Annotated in this window: 12 protein-coding genes; 9 read left to right on the plus strand and 3 right to left on the minus strand. The window is 68.9% G+C overall.

Annotated features, from left to right (window positions below; translation table 11 throughout):
* Window positions 1-92: 92 nt before the first annotated feature.
* The 5 genes from ACWDU4_RS03945 to ACWDU4_RS03965 are packed head-to-tail and all read left to right on the plus strand — an operon-like array spanning window position 93 to window position 9,742.
* On the plus strand, window positions 93-1,616 hold the full coding sequence (locus ACWDU4_RS03945) for a class I adenylate-forming enzyme family protein (protein WP_450112545.1): 1,524 nt from the start codon (window positions 93-95) through the stop codon (window positions 1,614-1,616).
* Window positions 1,617-1,621: 5 nt separating this feature from the next.
* Complete coding sequence (locus ACWDU4_RS03950) at window positions 1,622-3,754, plus strand: molybdopterin-containing oxidoreductase family protein (RefSeq protein WP_450112546.1); 2,133 nt, start codon at window positions 1,622-1,624, stop codon at window positions 3,752-3,754.
* A complete protein-coding gene (locus ACWDU4_RS03955; protein WP_450112547.1) occupies window positions 3,754-5,991 on the plus strand; it encodes a molybdopterin-dependent oxidoreductase in 2,238 nt (745 codons plus the stop codon). The genes ACWDU4_RS03950 and ACWDU4_RS03955 overlap by 1 nt, the downstream gene beginning before the upstream one ends.
* Window positions 5,991-7,625 carry an FAD-dependent oxidoreductase gene (locus ACWDU4_RS03960; RefSeq protein ID WP_450112548.1) on the plus strand — a complete coding sequence of 545 codons (1,635 nt, stop codon included), beginning with the start codon at window positions 5,991-5,993 and terminating at the stop codon, window positions 7,623-7,625. Before ACWDU4_RS03955 ends, ACWDU4_RS03960 begins: the two co-directional genes overlap by 1 nt.
* Entirely contained in the window at window positions 7,622-9,742 is a 2,121-nt protein-coding gene (locus ACWDU4_RS03965; protein ID WP_450112549.1) for a molybdopterin-containing oxidoreductase family protein, read from the plus strand. The genes ACWDU4_RS03960 and ACWDU4_RS03965 overlap by 4 nt, the downstream gene beginning before the upstream one ends.
* Window positions 9,743-9,844: 102 nt before the next feature.
* On the opposite strand, the gene ACWDU4_RS03970 is transcribed toward ACWDU4_RS03965, so the two are convergent.
* From ACWDU4_RS03970 to ACWDU4_RS03980, 3 genes are all read right to left on the minus strand, one after another.
* Window positions 9,845-11,335: an MFS transporter gene (locus ACWDU4_RS03970; RefSeq protein ID WP_450112550.1), complete on the minus strand. Its 1,491-nt coding sequence runs from the start codon at window positions 11,333-11,335 to the stop codon at window positions 9,845-9,847.
* A 97-nt stretch (window positions 11,336-11,432) separates the two neighbouring features.
* The gene (locus tag ACWDU4_RS03975; protein ID WP_450112651.1) at window positions 11,433-12,368 is read right to left on the minus strand and encodes a TauD/TfdA dioxygenase family protein; all 936 of its coding nucleotides are present in this window, start codon (window positions 12,366-12,368) and stop codon (window positions 11,433-11,435) included.
* A gap of 239 nt (window positions 12,369-12,607) precedes the next feature.
* On the minus strand, window positions 12,608-13,213 hold the full coding sequence (locus tag ACWDU4_RS03980) for a TetR/AcrR family transcriptional regulator (RefSeq protein ID WP_450112551.1): 606 nt from the start codon (window positions 13,211-13,213) through the stop codon (window positions 12,608-12,610).
* A 54-nt stretch (window positions 13,214-13,267) separates the two neighbouring features.
* On the opposite strand from ACWDU4_RS03980, the gene ACWDU4_RS03985 reads away from it, so the two are divergent.
* The 4 genes from ACWDU4_RS03985 (at window position 13,268) to ACWDU4_RS04000 (ending at window position 16,401) form a co-directional block, all read left to right on the plus strand.
* A complete protein-coding gene (locus tag ACWDU4_RS03985; protein WP_450112552.1) occupies window positions 13,268-13,636 on the plus strand; it encodes a YidH family protein in 369 nt (122 codons plus the stop codon).
* Window positions 13,630-13,941 (plus strand): DUF202 domain-containing protein, encoded by a 312-nt coding sequence (locus ACWDU4_RS03990; protein WP_450112553.1) that lies wholly within the window; start codon window positions 13,630-13,632, stop codon window positions 13,939-13,941. The genes ACWDU4_RS03985 and ACWDU4_RS03990 overlap by 7 nt, the downstream gene beginning before the upstream one ends.
* 184 nt (window positions 13,942-14,125) lie before the next feature.
* A complete protein-coding gene (locus ACWDU4_RS03995; protein ID WP_450112554.1) occupies window positions 14,126-15,649 on the plus strand; it encodes a class I adenylate-forming enzyme family protein in 1,524 nt (507 codons plus the stop codon).
* The gene (locus ACWDU4_RS04000) at window positions 15,646-16,401 is read left to right on the plus strand and encodes an SDR family oxidoreductase (RefSeq protein ID WP_450112555.1); all 756 of its coding nucleotides are present in this window, start codon (window positions 15,646-15,648) and stop codon (window positions 16,399-16,401) included. The genes ACWDU4_RS03995 and ACWDU4_RS04000 overlap by 4 nt, the downstream gene beginning before the upstream one ends.
* The last annotated feature ends 241 nt before the right edge of the window (window positions 16,402-16,642 follow it).

Genomic DNA, 16,642 nt, shown 5'->3' on the forward strand with positions numbered 1-16,642 from the left:
GTTTGCGGGCACGAAGTGAGGGTGATCACACCCCGTCGACGCGGCCGGCTGACGACACTCCGGCGAGCCGGCACATGAAACGAGGAGCACAGATGAATCTCGCGGACCTGACCCGGTTCTGGGGCAAGACCCGGTCGCAGCAGCAGGCGATCGTGTTCGGGGACACGGCGCAGACCTGGGCCGAGGTCGACGCGATCACCGACGCACTCGCCCGTGGTCTGGCGGCGCGCGGTGTCCGCAAGGGCGACCGCGTCGCGGTGATGATGCTCAACCGCCCCGAGCTCGCCCACGTCATCCTCGCGACCCTCAAGCTCGGCGCGATCAGCGTCCCCCTCAACTTCCGGCTCACCGCCAAGGAACTGGCCCCGATGGTGGTCGACTCCGCGCCCCGCGTCGTGATCGTCGAGGACGACTTCGCGCCGCTCCTCGAGGTCGCCGCCGAACAGGTGGAGTTCGAGACCTACTCCATCGGCGGCAGTGCGCACCCGCCGTACGAGCGACTGATCGATCCGGGGACCGCGCCCGTGGTCGCCATCGACGCCGACGATCCCGGCTTCATCTGCTACACCTCCGGGACCACCGGCGTGCAGAAGGGTGCCCTGATCACCCACCGCAACGCGATGACCCCCGGCATCTCCCAATCCCTCACGTTCGGCTTCTCCTCGCGGGACCGGGTGCTCTGCTCGGCCCCGCTGGTGTACACCGGCTCGGTCCTGTCGATCTTCATGCAGCTCGTCGTCGTGCCCGGCGCGACGATGGTGCTGCTGCGCGAGTACGACCCGGAGATCGCGCTCGACACCTTCGAGCGCGAGCAGATCACCGCCACCACCACCGTCCCGGTGATCTGGGAGCGGATGACGATGCTGCCCGACTTCGGCACTCGCAAGCTCGCGAAGTTCACCTTCGCGGGCACGGGCGGCGCGCCGGTCAGCCTCGACCTGCTCGACTTCTACCGCTCGCACGGCATCCCGCTCACCCAGTGCTACGGCCTGACCGAGGCGTCCGGCATGGTGTCGACGCTGGCGTACGAGGACGCCGTCTCGCGTCCCGGCTTCGCCGGTCTGCCGCTGGTCGGCACCCACGTCCGGATCGGTGACCCGGGCGACGACACCCCGGCCGGCGAGGTCGGTGAGATCCTGGTCCGCGGCGAGCACGTGCTCCGGGAGTACTGGAACAAGCCCGAGGCCACCGCGGCGACCCTGGTCGAGGGGTGGCTCCGCACCGGCGACCTGGGTATGCAGGACGAGGGCGGGTTCCTCAAGATCGTCGATCGCAGCAAGGACATGCTGATCTCCGGCGGCCTGAACGTGTACCCCGCCGAGATCGAAAAGGCTCTGCACGGCATCGAGGGCCTGGTCGACCTCGCCGTCATCGGTGTCAAGGACGAGCGGTGGGGGGAGGTGCCGATGGTGATCTTCCACAGCGACCGTCCCGCCGCGGACATCGTTGCCGACATCGCCACCGTCGCCGGCGAGAACCTCGCGAAGTTCAAGCGCCCCAAGCATGCGGTGGCGCTCGGCGAACCGCTGCCGCGGACCTTCTCCGGCAAGCTCGCCAAGCCGTCTCTGCGTCAGCGCTTCCCGGAGGTGCCCGCGCACGCCGTCGCGGTGGACTGAACGTGATGCGATCCGCCACGTCCCGGCACACGTCGTTCTGCCGGCTGTGCGCCTCCTCGTGCGGGGTGTTGCTCGACGTCGAGGACGGGCGGATCGCACGGGTGCTCGGGGACGCCCGGCACCCGATCTCCGGCGGGTACACCTGCCCGAAGGGGCGCCGTGGCGGCGATCTCGTCCACGGGCCGGACCGGTTGACCACCTCGATGCGGCGCACCTCTGCCGGTTCACACGAACCGGTGCCGGTGGCGCGGGCTGTCGCCGAGATCGCGGATCGCCTGCGCGCCATCGTGGACCGCCACGGGCCGGATGCGATCGCGCTGTTCATGGGCACCCAACAGAACTTCGCCGCACTCACACCCCCGATGGCCCGGGCGTGGTTCAAGGGCACCGGATCACACAAGCTGTTTTCCACCATGACCATCGACCAGTCCGCGAAATGGGTTGTCGCCGAACGAATGGGAACCTATCTCGGGGGAAGGCAGCGATTCGAGGACGCCGACGTGTGGCTGTTGGCGGGCACCAACCCGGTCGTCTCCGGCAACGGGGGCGACGGGGACGGAGCGGTCGTGCAGAACCCGTCCGTCACCTTGCGCGCGGCCCGCGAGCGTGGGCTGCGGCTGATCGTCGTCGACCCGCGGCGCACCGAGACCGCGGCGCTGGCCGACGTGCACCTGGGCCCGCGGCCTGGGACGGACGCGGTGCTGCTCGCAGGCCTGCTCCACGTCATCCTCACCGAGCGTCTTCACGACGCCGACTTCTGTCGCCGGTACACCGCCGATTCCGGGGCTCTCGCCGACGCCGTGTCCGATGTGACTCCTGCTGTCGTGCAGCGGATCTGCGGCGTCCCCGCCGACCGGGTCCGTACCGCGGCGCGGATGTTCGCAGCCGGCAGTCGGGGGATGGCGACCAGCGGGACGGGGCTGTGCATGGGCCCGCACTCGAACCTCGCGGAGCACCTCGTCGCCGCCCTGAACGTGGTGTGCGGGCGGTACCTGCGCGAGGGGGAGCGGGCCGACGACCGCGCCGTCCTGACCCGGCACGTGCCCGCCCGCGCGGAGGTCGCCCCGCCGTCCCGGGCGTACGAACGCGGCTATCCCAGCCGCATCGGTGGGGTGCGGGCGATGCGCGGCGAGCTCCCGTCCGGCCTCCTCGCCGACGAGATCCTCGCGCCCGGACCCGACCGGGTGCGGGCGCTGATCGTCTCCGGAGGCAATCCGGCCGCGGCCCTGCCGGACCGGGGGAAGGCGTTGCGCGCGTTGCGCTCCCTCGACCTGCTGGTGTGCATCGATCCCCGCATGTCGGACACAGCCCGGCTCGCGCACTACGTGATCGCGCCGACCACCATGTACGAACGTGCCGACCACACCGCGATCATGGAGCCGTTTTTCCCGCGCCCGTTCGCGCAGTTCACGCCCGCCGTCGTGACGCCGCCTCCCGATGTCGTCGACGACTGGCGGTTCTTCCTCGACCTCGCGGCCGCCTCGGGGCAGCCGCTCAAGTTCGCCGGGCGCATCCTCGATCCCGCCGCGCCGCCGACCTCCGAGCAGATGTTGGCGATGATGGCCGAACGGGGACGCGTCCCGTTCGCCGACCTGGTCGCCGCCCCGCACGGTCACCTCGCCGGCGACAGCGGCGCCGTTGTGGGCCCCGCGACCGCGGAGGGAGCCGGCCACCGCCTGCACCTGATGCCCGACGATGTGCGCGCCGAACTGCGCGCCGCGTTGACGGACACGGCTGTCACCGATAGTTTTCCGCTGCTACTCACGGTCCGCCGGATCCGCGAGACCGTGAATTCCACCGGAACCCGCGTGCCCGGGCTCGTACCGGGCGGAACCAACCCGGCGAGCATGCACCCCGACGACCTCGCCGCCCTCGGTGTCGCCGATGGTCAGCGGGTGACCGTGCGCTCGGCGTCGGGACGGCTGCGCGCGACCGCACGGGCTGATCGTTCCCTGTCCCGGGGCACCGTGACGATGACCCACTGCTTCGGCAGTGTCGACCGGCGGGAGGACCTCGGGGTGAACGTCAACGTGCTCACCGGAACCCGGGACGGTGTGCAGGCGATCAACGCGATGCCGACGATGACCGCCGTCCCCGTCGCGGTCGAGCCCACGACGAGCGAAGAGGACGATTCGTGATGACCACCACCGAAGCACGCACCGGGCATCGCATCTGCCCGCTGTGCGAGTCGACCTGCGGGCTGCTGGTCGAACTCGAGGGCCGTGCCATCACCCGGGTCGCCCCGAACCCCGCGGACCTGATGAGCGCGGGACACAGCTGCGCGAAGGGTCTCGGGCTCGGCCGCATCGAGGGCGACCCCGACCGGATCCGGACACCGCTGCTGCGCACCACCGGCGGCGGGTTCCGGGAGGCCACCTGGGGCGAGGCCTTCGCCGAGATCGCGCGCCGGCTACCGGAGTTCGTCACCGACGATCCGGGTAGCTGCGCGCTCTACCACGGCAATCCGGCCGCCCACCACCTGGATTCGACGTTCTATCTCGGCGAGCTGATCGGTGCGCTCGGCACCCGGAACGTCTACTCGCCGGCCAGCGTCGACACGTGGCCGAAGAACCTCGCGCACATGCTCCTGTACGGCACGGGGCTGGGCATGAGCCTGCCCGACATCGACCGCACCGACTATCTGCTGATCCTCGGCTCGAACCCGATGGTGTCCAACGGCAGCACCGTCACCGCGCCTGGCATGCACCACCGGTTGCAGGCGTTGCGCGAGCGGGGCGGCACCCTCGTCGTGGTGGACCCGGTGCGCACCCGCACCGCCGAGGTCGCGGACCTGCACGTACCGATCCGGCCCGGCACCGACGCGCTGTTCCTGCTCGGCGTGCTCTCGGTGATCGCGGCGGAGGGCTTGGCCCGACCGGGCCGCGTGCCGGACGTCGTCGACGGTCTGGACGAGGCGCTCGCGCTGGCACGCGAGTACACCCCGGAGTCGGTCGCCGAGGCTTGTGGGGTCGACGTCGCGCTGATCCGGACAGTCGCCCGCGGGTTCGCGGGAGCGACTGCGGCGGTGGCGCATTCGCGGATCGGCACCTGCATGCAGGAATTCGGCACGCTCGCGAACTGGCTCGTCGAGGTGCTCACGATCGTCACCGGGAATCTGGACCGCCCCGGCGGTGCGATGTTCTCGCTGCCCCCGGCCGGCGGTCAGAACACCTGGCCGGTCACGAAGCCGCCGAAGCTGATGTTCGATCGCTGGCGTTCCCGGGTTCGGGGGCTGCCGGAGGCGATGGGGGAGCTGCCCGCCGTGTGCTTCGCCGAGGAGATCCTCACCCCCGGACCCGGCCGCACCCGCGCAGTGATCACCCTCGCCGGCAACCCCGCGCGGTCCCTCCCGAACAGCGGTGCGATCGAGGAGGCGCTCGACGCGCTCGAGTTCATGGTGTCGGTGGACTGCTACCTCAACGAGACCACCCGCCACGCGGACGTCATCCTGCCCCCGCCGCCGGTGACGACCCGTGGCCACCACGACGTGACGTTGTCGCACTTCCAGATCCGGAACGTGGCCCGCTACACGCCGCCGCTGCTGGACCTCGCGGACGGAGAGATGGCGGAATGGCAGATCCTGCTGCGGCTGGCCGCGATCGCGAAGGGCACCCCGCACCGTCCCGTCGACGAGATGGACGACGAGGTCGCGGCCGTCGCCGCGCGGCGGGCCGCGAAACTCGCCGGCTGCGAATCGGAGCGGGCCGGCGAGGCGACCGCCGGTCGCCGCGGACCGCAACGGCTGCTCGACCTGCGACTGCGCAGCGGACCCTACGGTGACCGGTTCGGCCTCGACCCCGGTGGACTGACCCTCGCGGCGCTCGAGGACAACCTCGACGGCATCGACTACGGACCACTGACCTCTCGCCTGCCGGAGGTGCTGCGCACCCCGGACGGACGGATTCACCTCGTGCCCGAGATGATCGCCCGAGATCTGCCGCGCCTGCGCGCGAGCATGACCCGGCCCGCCCCGGAACTGGTGCTGATCAACCGGCGCCAGCGCCGGGGCATGAACTCGTGGCTGCACAACGCGCTGCCCCAGCCCGACGGCGGCCAGTGCGCACTGCTGATGAGCCCGCACGACGCGGCCGAACGAGGTCTCGTCGACGGCGACCGGGTCGCGGTGACGTCCCGCGTCACCACCGTGGCCGCGGAACTGAGGATCGACGATGCGCTGCGGCCCGGCGTGGCGAGCATGCCGCACGGGTGGGGCCATGACGGTCCGGGACTGCGCACACCCCGGTCGGCCTCGGCTCCCGGCAGCAATTACAACGCGCTGGTGGACGACGACACGGCACTGGAGGCGCTGACCGCGTCCCCGATCTTCAACGGCGTCCCGGTCACGGTGACGCGCACGAGCGAGGAGCACTCCTGATGGCGTACGTGGTCACCCAGAACTGCTGCAACGACGCGACCTGTGTCGCGGTGTGCCCGGTCGACTGCATCCATCCGACCCCCGCCGAACGGGAATACCGGCGCACCGAGATGCTGTACATCGATCCGGGCACCTGCATCGACTGCGGCGCCTGCTCCGACGTCTGCCCGGTGGACGCGATCGTCCCCGGTGACGCAGTCGTACCGGACATCGACCGCTATCGCGACATCAATGCCGAGTACTTCCAACGGAATCCGCGCACCTCTGCCCCGGGTGCGCACGTCCAGCCGCTGCCACTCGCCATCGCGACCGCGGGTGTGGTCGACCCGCCGCCGCTGCGGGTGGCGATCGTGGGATCCGGGCCGTCGGCGTTCTACGCCGCCGAGGAACTCCTCGCCCGCCGCGACATCGCCGCCGAGGTCACCATGTTCGAACGGCTCCCTGTCGCAGGGGGACTGGTGCGTTTCGGTGTGGCACCGGATCACTGGCACACCAAGACGGTGGACCGCGTGTTCGACCGCACGGCACGCCGCACCGGCTTCGCGTTCCACCTCGGTGTCGAGGTCGGGCGCGACGTGACAGTCGAGGAGGTGCTGGCCCACCACCACGCGGTGATCCACGCGTCCGGTGCATCAGGCGATCGGCGCCTCGGTGTCCCCGGCGAGGAGCTGCCGGGCAGCCACGCCGCCAGGGAGTTCGTGGCCTGGTACAACGGTCACCCCGACCACGCCGCTCGCTCCTTCGACCTGACCGGGTCGCGCGCCGTCGTGGTCGGCAACGGCAACGTCGCACTCGACGTGGCCCGCATCCTCGTGTCCGACGTGGAGACGTTGCGCCGCACCGACATCGCCGATCACGCCCTGTCCGCGCTGGCGGACAGCCGGATCGAGGAGGTGGTGGTGCTGGGCCGTCGCGGCCCCGAGCACGCGGCCTGCACCACCCCCGAACTGCTCGCGCTCGGATCGCTGCCGGGGATCGACGTGCTCGTGGACGGGCCGGTGGACGCGGGCCCGGATGCACCGACGAAGCTGCAGATCCTGGCGGACTACTCCCGGCGCACGCCGACGCCGGGCAACCGGCGGATCGTGCTGCGGTTCGGGAGCACACCGATGGAGGCGTTCGGTGTGAACCGCGTCGAGGCAGTGCTGGTGGCGGACACCGAGTCGGGGGCAGGCGACAGGATCGAGTGCGGGCTGGTGCTGCGGGCGGTCGGCTACCGGGGGCTGCCGATCCCGGGTCTCCCGTTCGACGATGCCACCGGCACGGTCGCCAATGTCGCGGGCCGTGTGGTGGAACCGGAAACCGGCGACCCCGTCGCCGGTCAGTACGTGGCCGGCTGGATCAAACGCGGCGCGACCGGGGTGATCGGCACCAACCGCTACTGCGCTGCGGAGACGGTCGAGTCGCTGCTCGCCGATCACCGCGACGGGCAGCTCGCGACACCGGTGTCCACGGCCGGCGAACTGACGACGCTCGTCCGCACCCGCCGCCCCGATGCGCTCAGTGGTGCGGACTGGCGTGCGATAGACCGCCACGAGCGAGAGCGCGGCCGGGAGGCGGGCCGTCCCCGCATCAAGATCGTGGACGCAGACACCGCGGTGTCCGTCGCGACTGCCGCCCGAGGTCCTCGATGACACGCACCGTCCACACCTTCTGCCGAATCTGCGAGCCGGGGTGCGGCCTGCTCGCGGAGGTCGACGGCGGTGAGGTCACCCGGCTGCAACCCGACCGGGATCACCCGGTTCACCGCGGATTCTCCTGCCACAAGGGCGTGCACTACCTGCAGGTCCACCGCGATCCTGATCGGCTCGACCGGCCGCTCCGACGGGCGAACCCGCGCAGCGAGGAACGCGGCGTCTTCGAACCGGTCGACTGGGACGACGCCGCCCGGGACATCGCTGAACGGCTGCAGGACATCCGACGGCGGCACGGACGGAACGCGCTCGCGGTGTACCAGGGCAACCCGTCGGCCTTCAACGGCGCCTACTACGCGAACGCCGCGACGATCGCGCGTGGCTTCGACACCCGCATGCGCTTCAGCGCCGGAACCCAGGACACCTCCGCCAAATACGCTGCCAGCGAGGCGATCTACGGAGCGTCGATGGCGCACCCGATCCCCGACCTGCTGCACACGGACTACTTCCTGTGCCTCGGCAGCAATCCGCAGGTATCGCACATGACGCTGATCCACATCTCTGACCCCATGGCGAAGATCCGGGCCGTCAAGCAGCGGGGCGGCACGGTGCTCTTCGTGAATCCCCGCAGGATCGAGTCGTCGTCACCGGAGACCGGTGACGTCCTGCAGATCAAGCCGGACACCGACTTCTATTTTCTCGCCGCGTTGCTGCACGAGATCGTCTTCCGGATCGGGTACGACCGGGCCGAGGTGGAACGTCACGGCCGGAATGTCGACGGCCTGCTCGAGTTCGTCCGGCGGTATCCCGCCGAGCGGGTTGCGTCGGTCGTCGGTGTCCCGGCCGAGGCGATCCTGCGGGTCGCGGCCGACTTCTGCGCGGCGCCGAGCGCGAGCATCTACATGGCAACGGGGGTGAACCAGGGGCGCCAGGGCGCGCTGGCGTACTGGATGCTGACGATGGTGAGCCTGTTCTCCGGCAACCTCGGCCGTTGGGGCGGCAACATCTACTCCCGCGGCGTCGCCGACGTGGTGCAGCACTCGAAGCGCAAGCGGGAGGACCCCTTCTTCGACGGGCCGTTCGGGGAGATGCGTACCGTCGGTGGTGATCTGCCCGCGGCCCTGCTCCCGGAGTTCATCGAGAGCCCGGACGATCCGATCCGCGCACTGATCGTCGTATCGGGTAATCCGCTGCTGTCGGTGGGCGGCGACGGACGACTGCGTCGAGCTCTCGAGCAGCTCGAGCTGATCGTGACGGTCGACCTGTACCGCACCGTCACCGGCGAGATCGCGGACTACGTTCTGCCGGCGACGGATTGGCTCGAGCGGGAGGACGTGAACTTCCTGAACACGATGGGTGTCGCGATGGAGCCCTACGTGCAGTACACGCCCGCGGTTGTCCCGGCGGCGGGGGAGCGACGCGACGACTGGTGGATTCTGTCGCGCATCCAGCAGGAGATGGGTGTTCCGACCCTGCTCGACGATCCGGAACCGAATCCGTTCGCTGCCGTCGACGCGGCGCTGGCGGAGTCGGGACTGAGTATCGAGACCCTGCAGGCGATGCCGTGCCAGACCGCAGTGCTGCCGGAGGCCGTCCCGTCCGACGTCTTCGACATCGCGGTACAGCACGAGGACGGGTTGATCGACTGCTGCCCGGCGCTCTTCCGGCGCTCGTACGCGAGCGCCGAGCGCATCTTCGAGGAACTTGCCGCCGAACCCGCCGACCAGCTCAAACTGATCACGCGCCGGACCAACTACATGGTCAACAGTTGGTTGCACAACATTCCGGTACTCAAACAGGGTGTCCATCAGGACAATCCGCTGTGGATGAATCCGGACGACGCGCGCGGCCGCGGTCTGGTCGAGGGCGACGACGTCGCGGTGCGCAACCGGCACGGGGAGGTCCACGCGGTGCTGGTGTACGACGACGCCCTGCGTCCGGGGGTCGTGGCGATGACGCACGGTTGGGGTCAAGGCACCGCCCACGGTCTCGACGTGGCCCGCCGACACCCCGGCGTCAACGTCAACAGGCTCGCGCCCACCGGACGGGAGGGCTACGACCCGCTCAGCAACCAGTCTCACCTCACCGGTATAGGCGTCGACGTCGTGCGGCAGTGAGGTGGGCGTGCCGGGTACCGTTCCCGGCGAATGGATCGGGAACGGTACCGGCAACGCGTGTGGTTCCATCGGATCGAACACGTGCACAGCGAGTTTCGCTGCTCAGTGGTTGTTCTCGAGTTCGACGACCTCGGGGCGGTCGGAGGCGCTTCCTCCGCTGGCGGGAGCCCGACCGTGCTTCATCAGGAGCACGCTCACGATGCCGACCACGCAGACCACGGCGAGGATCACGTACACGATCCGGAACCCGTGCATGTCGTACCAGACCATGGACGTTTCGGGGTTGATGCCCTGAACCGACGACGCGAGGATCAGGCCGAACACCGCCAAGCTCAGCGAGCCCGACAGCTGCTCGGCCTGGAACTTCATCGACGCACCGATGCCCTGTGATGTCGCCGGCACCGCTTCGATCAGCAGATTCCCCGAGGACGCGTAGTAGCAGCCCTGGCCCATTCCGAGCGGCAGACCCACCGCGATGACCGCGGCGGTGTTGGTGACGATGCCGCCTGCCAGCAGCAGGCACGAGATCAGCCAACAGGTTCCGCCGATGGCGAGGGGGATTCTCGGACCCCACCGACGGCTGCCCCAGCCGGCGAGCAGGCCGGTGAGCGCACCGGTCAGGCCGAAGGGAACGCCGAGGTAGATGGCGTACTGCAACGCGGACAGGCCCAGCCCCGGTGTGTCGGTGCCCGGCGCAGACGAGGCACGCAGCATCTGCGGCAGGATCCCGTTCCCGGCCGCGACGGCGGCCCCGAGTAATGCACAGACCGCGAGCGTCGTCCATACCGGCGGGTGGGAGAGCAGACGGAAGGAGATCAACGGCTCGGCGGTCCGGCGTTCGATGAAGTAGAAGGCGATCAGCGTCAGGACTCCGATCACCGCCGCGGGCGTCCGATAGTTGACGAAGGTGGCCGCGTACATCAGGAGACCGACTCCGGCACCGAGGAAGGCCGCGCCCACATAGTCGACGCGGTGGCGGGCCCGTACCGTCGTCTCGGGGACGAAGAGCGCCACCAGGGTTCCGGTGACGAGGACGTAGGCGAGCAGGAAGACGAAGGTGGCCTGCCAGCCGCTGTTGTCGATGAGCCAGCCACCGAGCAGTGGGCCCAGCAGACCGGACACACCGAAGCCGAGCCCGATGCCGCCGATGCCGATCGGGACGAACCTCGCAGGTAGCAGGTCACGGATCAGCCCGTAGGTGATCACCGAGCCGATCATGCCGATTCCCTGGACAGCGCGTCCGAACAGCAGAATCTCGAATGTCGGCGCGAAGATGCAGATGACCGCGCCGACCGCGACCGCGGCGGCGCCGGCGAGGAGCACCTTCTTCTTGCCGTATCGGTCGCCGAGCTTGGCGAAGATCGGCACGACCACCGCGCCCACCAGCAGGCCGAGGGCGAACACGATGCTGACGCTGGTGACGCCGAAATGCGCCGCGATGTTCGGCAGTGCGGGCGCGACCATGTTGAACTCGAAGGCGAACACCTCGGCCAGCAGAACGAGCAGGACGACGATCGTGATCGAGCGACGTTTGGAGAGTTCACCGGGGGTCGTCAGGGATACGGCCGCCACGGTGTCGGCCGAGGCCGCCATGGGGGATGCGCTCCCGGGAGGCTGCGGGGCCATCAGGATTCTCCGTCCGTTCGGCGGAACGCGCGGGAAGGGCGCTCGGTTGCTGCTGCTGTCGTGGTCATGCCGTCACCCCGCCGGGACGTTCGCCGACCACCGAGATGCGCTCCATGACGCGGCGCTGCGGGAAGTAGTCGCTGGTGGCGTAGTGCTGGCAGGATCGGTTGTCCCAGACGGCGATGGTGTCGGGCTGCCACTTCAGGCGAACCTGGAATTCGGGGCGCTGAATGTGCCGGTACAGGCCGTCGAGCAGGGCATCCGACTCCTCGCCGGTGACCCCGACGATCCGGTTGGTGAAGAGCGCGTTGACGAAGAGGACCCGCCGGCCGTTCTCGGGAATGACGCGGACCACGGGATGTTCCACCGGCGGGTGGTCCGCGCGGAACCCCTCGCGCACCTCGTCCTCCATGTAGGACCCGAAGGTATTGATCCAGTCGTGCTCGGCACGCGCCCCGTCGAGGCGCTCCTTCATCTCATCGGTGAGCGCGTCGTAGGCGGCGCCCATGTCAGCCCAAAGCGTGTCGCCACCCACCTCCGGGATCTCAATCGCTCTGAGAACCGCTGCCTTGGAAGGTGTTTCAAGGAATGTCACGTCGTTGTGCCAGTTGTTCTCGTATCCGGGGCTACCGGTTCCGCGGGCCAGGGTGGAGACATCCTTCGCCGATTGGCCGGGCTGCGCGAAGCGGAAGAAGGGATGGAGTTCGATCTCGCCCAGCCGGGCGGCGAACTCGCGGTGCTCGTCGCGGGTGATGTGCTGGTCCCGGAAGAAGAGGACCTTCCATTCCAGCAGTGCCCGCTCGATTTCCGCGAACGCCTCGTCGTCGAGGCTGCCGAGGTCGATCCCGCTGATCTCGGCGCCGATCGTCGGGGTCACCGCACGCAGGGTGATCCGATCGTAGGTTTGCGGGCCGAACGAGTCCGGAGAACGGCGGGACACGATCGGGCCCAGTCCCACGGCTGCCATGGCGGGGGTTGTCACGGAATGCTGACGCAACATGAGGTTTCCTTTCCGGGCGATTCTTCGTATGACGAACGGACCAGGCGAAGTGCTCTGGTCGGGCCGATGAGAATCGAACAAACGGCGAATATCGACGCCGGTCGGCCAGGATGGCGTAGCCGGGTCGTCTTTGCATTTGAATGTATTGGGGTACAACAAAACAGACCGACATCGCGGCCAAGAACGGGGCGCAGTTGTCCGGGGCCGCCGGCCGGGAGGTGACGTGGCTGGGCCGCGACCTAAGCGTCGATCGGGGAGGCCGGTGCCTCGAACAGTCCGACACCGGAATCGACGAGATCGGAAATCCGTGCGGAAAGATCGTCGATCTCGTCGATCGATCCCTCCATCCGGGCGATGGCGACGGCGGTCAGGTGCGCCAGGTTCATCGCTCGATTCCGTGCCGTCGAGTCCGGGAGATCGCTTTGCTCGACGAGCTGGTCCATCACGTCACGGACACTGTCTGCGTGGAGGTGCTGATAGATCATGTCGGCGAGCAGTGGATCGTTCATGCACTGTACGAGAAAGCGTGCGTAGTAGCTGTTTTCGTGGAACACGGTTTCCTGGGCGAACGGAAGAACCAATGCCTCGACCAGTGTCCGTATCGTGGTCCGGCTCGAGTTGCGATGCAGCATCTCTCGCCTGCGTTCGTTGATCGTCGCCATTCTCCTGTCGACGACGGCAGCGACTAGTCCGGCCTTGGATCCGAAATGATACTGCGCCGCAACACGGTTCGACTGTCCGGACATGGTGTGGACCTGACGCAGAGTCATGGCTGCGATGCCGCGTTCGGCGATCAACTCTTCTGCGGCGTCGATCATCCGTTCCCGCGATGTGAGCTGCGTCATGTGACAAAATTTAAAGGCATTAGGATTAAAAGTCAATGAGGTTCCGGCGAGAGGGTGAAGGACGTGGGTGGTGCAACTCGGTGGCCGAAGTGGGTCTATCGGGAAGGGGAGGAGCCCGACTACCGGTTCAGTTTCGCCAATGAGCGAACCTTTCTGGCGTGGATCCGAACCGCGTTCGCTCTTCTGGCGGCGGGGGCGGCGCTGGAAGTGGTCGACCTGTCGTTGTCCGAGGCCGCTCGAAAAATGCTGGGAGTGCTCCTGGTCTGCGCCGGCATTGTCGTTGCCGTGAACTCGTGGGTGCGCTGGGCGCGGGCGGAGGTGGCCATCAGGCGTGGCGAACCACTGCCGACGTTCCGGTTCGGCGTCGTTTTCTGCGTGGTCACGGTCGCGGCGGCCCTGATCGTTCTGGTGGCGACATGGTGAAACGGGATCCGGGACTGGCCAACGAGAGGACCGCGCTGGCCTGGCAGCGCACGGCGTTGTCGGTGATGGTCGGTGCGGCAGTCATCGCCCGCCTGGTGGGCAGGGCGTGGGCGCCCGCGATCGTCGCACTCCTTGCTGGTTCGGCTCTGCTGGGGGCGTGGGTCTTCGGGGGGAGTGGCGCGCGGTACGCCCGGCACGCCGGCCGTCGGCGACAGGGCCGGGCGCGAAGCGGGTTGCCGCCATTGACTCTCGCCAGCGCCGTGTGCCTCGTCGGGGCGGGTGAGTTGATTGCCGTGCTCGTCTGACGAGTGCCTCCGGGTCGGGGCGGCTTCGTGGCTTCGACCTTGCTCGTCGGGCTTGTGAACAGAACCAAATGCCATTAGGTTAACCGAGTGTGACGTGGGCCACCTCCAGGGTGCCACGTACCCCTGTCCTGCGCGGCGGAGGTTCGAGTAGAACCGGCCGCGGCGACTCCTCGGGAGGCATTCCATGAGCGGAACCGTGATCGACGCACTCACCTACTGGGCACGAACCGTCCCCGACCAGCCCGCGATCGACTTCGCCGGCGACGTGGTGACCTACCGCGAACTCGACACCTGGGCGGACGGCGTCGCCCACGACCTCGCTGCGCGAGGCGTCACGGCCGGGGACCGGGTCAGCTACCTCGGCGTGAACTCCCTGGAATGGTGCGTCGCGGCGCTCGGCGCGATGAAGGTGGGCGCCATCTCGGCACCGTTCAACCAGCGGATGCTCGCCGGCGAGCTGACCACCCTGGTGGAGGACTGTGAGCCCACGGTCGTGTACTGCGACGAGGCCCTGCGCTCGCGCCTCGACGAAGTGCACGCGCCGCGCGGCACCTTCGCCATCGCGGAATTCGAGACGGACGTCCGCCCGCTCCGCGGCAGGGCACACGCGGCGTTCCGCACGCCGGTGACCGAGCAGTCCGATCCCACCGCGATCGTGTTCACCAGCGGCACCACCGGCAAGCCGAAGGGTGTCGTGTTCACGCACGCCACCATTGCCGGCGAGATGCACGAGTGGTCACTGATGGAGCCGATCGAGCAGAACGGCCTGCGCCCGCTGCTCGTGCTGCCGCTGTTCACCGCGGCGGGCATCATCTGGGGCATCTCGCGCACCGTGCTGCACGGCGGCACCCTCCTGCTGCAGCCGGGATTCGATCCAGAGGCGGCGCTGCGGGTGATGAAGGACAGCCGCGCCACCACCCTGACCGGACCGCCGATCCTGTTCGAGCAGATCTCCCGGGTGCCCGGCTTCGAGGGCGCGGACCTGAGCCACCTCACCACCGCCCACGTCGGCGGGGCCCGGGTGCCCTCGGCGCTGGTCGGGGTCTGGCTGGCCCGGGGCGTGCAGCTGCGGCAGATCTACGGGCAGACCGAGATCGGCGGATCGGCCACCGCGATGCCCCGGAACGAGGCGGCCGACCATCCCGACAAGTGCGGTTTCGGCGGGATCTTCACGAAGATCCGCGTCGTCGACGCGGACGGGAACGAGTGCGCCCCGGGCGAAGTGGGTCAGATCCTGCTGCGAGGTCCGGGCATGATGCCGGGATACTGGCGCAACGAGGACGCCACCCGCGCCGCGCTGATCGACGGCTGGCTGCACACCGGCGACCTCGGAAAGCTCGACGAGAACGGCTATCTCACCTTCGTGGACCGGCTCAAGGACATGATCATCTCCGGCGGACTGAACATCTCGCCGGCCGAGATCGAGCAGGTGATCAACCGCATGCCCGGCGTCGAGGAGGTCGCGGTGATCAGCGTGCCCGACGAGAAGTTCGGCGAGACACCCGCCGCGATCGTGAAGAAGGTGGAGGGGTTGACCGAGGCGGACGTCGTCGAGCACTGCAACCGCAACCTCGCCGACTTCAAGGTCCCGCGGTACGTGGTGTTCGTCGACAGCGGGCTGCCCCGGATGGCCAGCGGCAAGATCTCCAAGCGGGACCTGCGGGATACCTATTCCGATGTGCCCCAGACCTACCCGAAGGTGCGGTGACGGTGGTGTCCGAGCAACAGCGGGTGGCGGTGGTGACCGGCGGCGGCCGCGGGATCGGGGCCGCGATCTCCCGGCGCCTGGCCGCCGACGGGTTCGCGGTGGCCGTCAATTATTCGTCCAGCGCGGCGGACGCGCATGACGTGGTGGACAAGATCGTCGCCGCGGGCGGGCGGGCCGCCGCGATCCGCGCGGACGTGTCCGACGCCACCCAGGCCGAGCAGTTGATCACCGCCGCGACAGCAGATCTGGGGTCGGCGCCGACCGTGCTGGTCAACAACGCAGGGATGAACATCGCCGGAGCGGCGCGTAAGCAGTCCCCTGCGGACTGGGACCGGGTGATCGGCGTCAACCTCAGTGGCGCCTTCTACTGCACCCACGCCGCGCTGCCCGCGATGTACGAGAGCGGTTGGGGGCGTGTCGTCTTCGTCAGCAGTCCGTCGGGTGGGCGGCGGCCGTCACCGGGCATGAGCGCCTACTCCGCCGCGAAGGCGGGGCTCGTCGGCATGACCCGTTCGATGGCCCTCGAGGTCGCGCGCCGTGGGATCACCGTCAACACCGTCATGCCCGGCTTCGTGGAGACCGACATCATCGCGTCGGGCGGCGACGGTGCCGTGGAGACCCTTGCGGCCCACTGGCCGAGGATCCCGGCCGAATCCATCGCCTCCACGGTGTCGTTCCTCGTCAGCGAGGAGGGCAGGCACGTCTCCGGTGAAGAGGTCGGCGTCTGGCTGGGCGGCCCGGTCGGCGTCTGAGACGGTTCCGTCACCTGTGCGCACATCCGGTGGTCAGGCCCACCTGTGCGTCGTCAGGACATAGTGGACAGTTCGAGGTGTCGCGACATCATGGACAGGTGTTGCCTTCGACGATCTGTCGATGACACGTCGAGGGAGGGTCCTCGGCCCGGCGGTCGTTGCGGCGATCGCCGATCGGGCCAGGGGGAAGAAGGTCGACGCCACCGTCCCTCGACCACCTCTACGGAGGTGGTCGGGGCGA

It is taken from the genome of Rhodococcus sp. NPDC003348 (assembly GCF_053589375.1).